Annotated in this window: 2 protein-coding genes; both read right to left on the bottom strand. The window is 26.1% G+C overall.

All coding sequences use genetic code 11. The annotated features are described in order from the left end of the window. Nucleotides 1-488 (bottom strand): hypothetical protein (locus tag ACRDDY_RS14805; RefSeq protein WP_438565711.1); only part of this gene is annotated, 488 nt, incomplete at its 3' end. A gap of 63 nt (nucleotides 489-551) precedes the next feature. Further along, a partial coding sequence (locus ACRDDY_RS14810) for a DUF2075 domain-containing protein (protein WP_438565712.1) occupies nucleotides 552-1,805 on the bottom strand: 1,254 nt, incomplete at its 5' end.

The following is a 1,805-nucleotide window of genomic DNA, read 5'->3' on the forward strand; positions in this document are numbered from 1 at the left end:
TTTTCTTTTAACTCTGTTATAGTCCATCTTTCATTATATAATTGCCAAATTAGTATCCCTATAACTGCTACTAATAATATTATCTCTTCTCTCTTACCCATAGATATAATATTACTCATCTTCATCATTACTGTTAAAAGAATCATAATTATAATACTTGAATAATCTTCATATTTCTTCCCGCCTATAATATCATTAAAACTCTCCACAAGCTCTTCATCCATTTCATTATTATCTATATTACTAAATAAATTCTCATCTAAATTTCTTAAATCAACTATCAAGCTTTCCTCTATAATAGGCTCTTTACACTTCTCTGCATCATATTCTAGCCATTTTGTTATATCTCTTAATCCTATATTACTTTTACTAATCTTTAGATATTTAAGGCAATATTTTATTGTATTTATTAAACTCGTCTCATCTGCCTCCTCTTTTATCTTTAAATTTAAACTTCTCTTTTTATACTTAAATATTATATATTTCATACCCCTCTTTATCCCCCTGAGTTTACTAAATTTATCTATATATAACTTTTGACTTTAATCTAGTTACATATTGCTTACAACCATTTTCCTTTCTTCAATTTCTTTTGCTCCAATGCTTCTTATCAATGATAATCTTTCTTTAAAGTAGTTCTTTAAATTTTCATCTACACAATAAACATAACAGCCTTTCATTCCTCTTGTTAGTAATGTTCTATAAGTATTTTTTATTATTTCATCTGCTAATAATCTAGCCTTTTCTGGATTTTCTTTATTTAACTTTTTTATTCCCTTTAGACTATTATCGGTTTTAGCTCTCTTAGTGAAATCTGTGATTATTTTTCCATCTTCACATCTTATATCTTCACCAATTATTACTCCAACATAGTCAAACTCTAACCCTTGTGATGTATGAATACATCCAACTTCACTTACAGATTCTTTATCTATTGCCCATGTCTTACTTGTAGCTAGATTCCATTTCATTTTAAAATCATCTATTTCTATATCATATAAGCTACTATCCTTTTTACTTACCCAATCAAAACAATATCCTGCTAACATCCTTGATTTATTTTCTAATTTATTTTTCTCTTTTATTATTTCATAAACTTCATTTGGATTTTCTGCTATCTTTATGTCATAGTCAAATTCAAATCCATCAAAAATATTAGTTTCCTCATCATATAATAAATCATCAATCCAATTTAAATAACTATCTGAACCATTACATCTAAATTGTGATTCTAATTTTAATTCTTTAATTTTTGCATTATTTTCTTTTGCATATTTTTTTATTTCTTCTACACTTCCAATATCATCTATTGTCACCCTTTGTTTTTCATCTATAAAAAATACTGATACTTTAGATGCCTTTATTATTTCTTTTATTTGATTTTCACCTAAGTTTTTAAACATTCCTGATTTAGCCATTAACCTATGGGCTTCATCTACTAATACTATATCTAATTCATTTTCTTCTATATTTATAAATGAACCTGAACCTTTAAATAGATTCTTTATATACTTACTTGTATATCTTCCCTTTAATTTTTTCTCATATACTTCTCTAGGTGCAGCATTTTTAGTTACATAATATGATAATAAATTTTCATTTAGCATTTTCACTAATAGATTTATTGCAAGTACAGTCTTTCCAGTACCAGGACCTCCTTGTATTATATAAACTATCTTTTCTCCACTTAAAACACTTTTCTTAGTATTTCTTTTTATATTTTCATATACAACCTTTTGACCATCAATCATTTTAAATTCTTCATTTCCATCTAACATCAGTGCAAGGGCATCTTGAAGAGATTT

Source organism: Clostridium sp. (assembly GCF_051656525.1).
In the GTDB taxonomy this organism is placed as follows: Bacteria; Bacillota; Clostridia; order Clostridiales; family Clostridiaceae; genus Clostridium.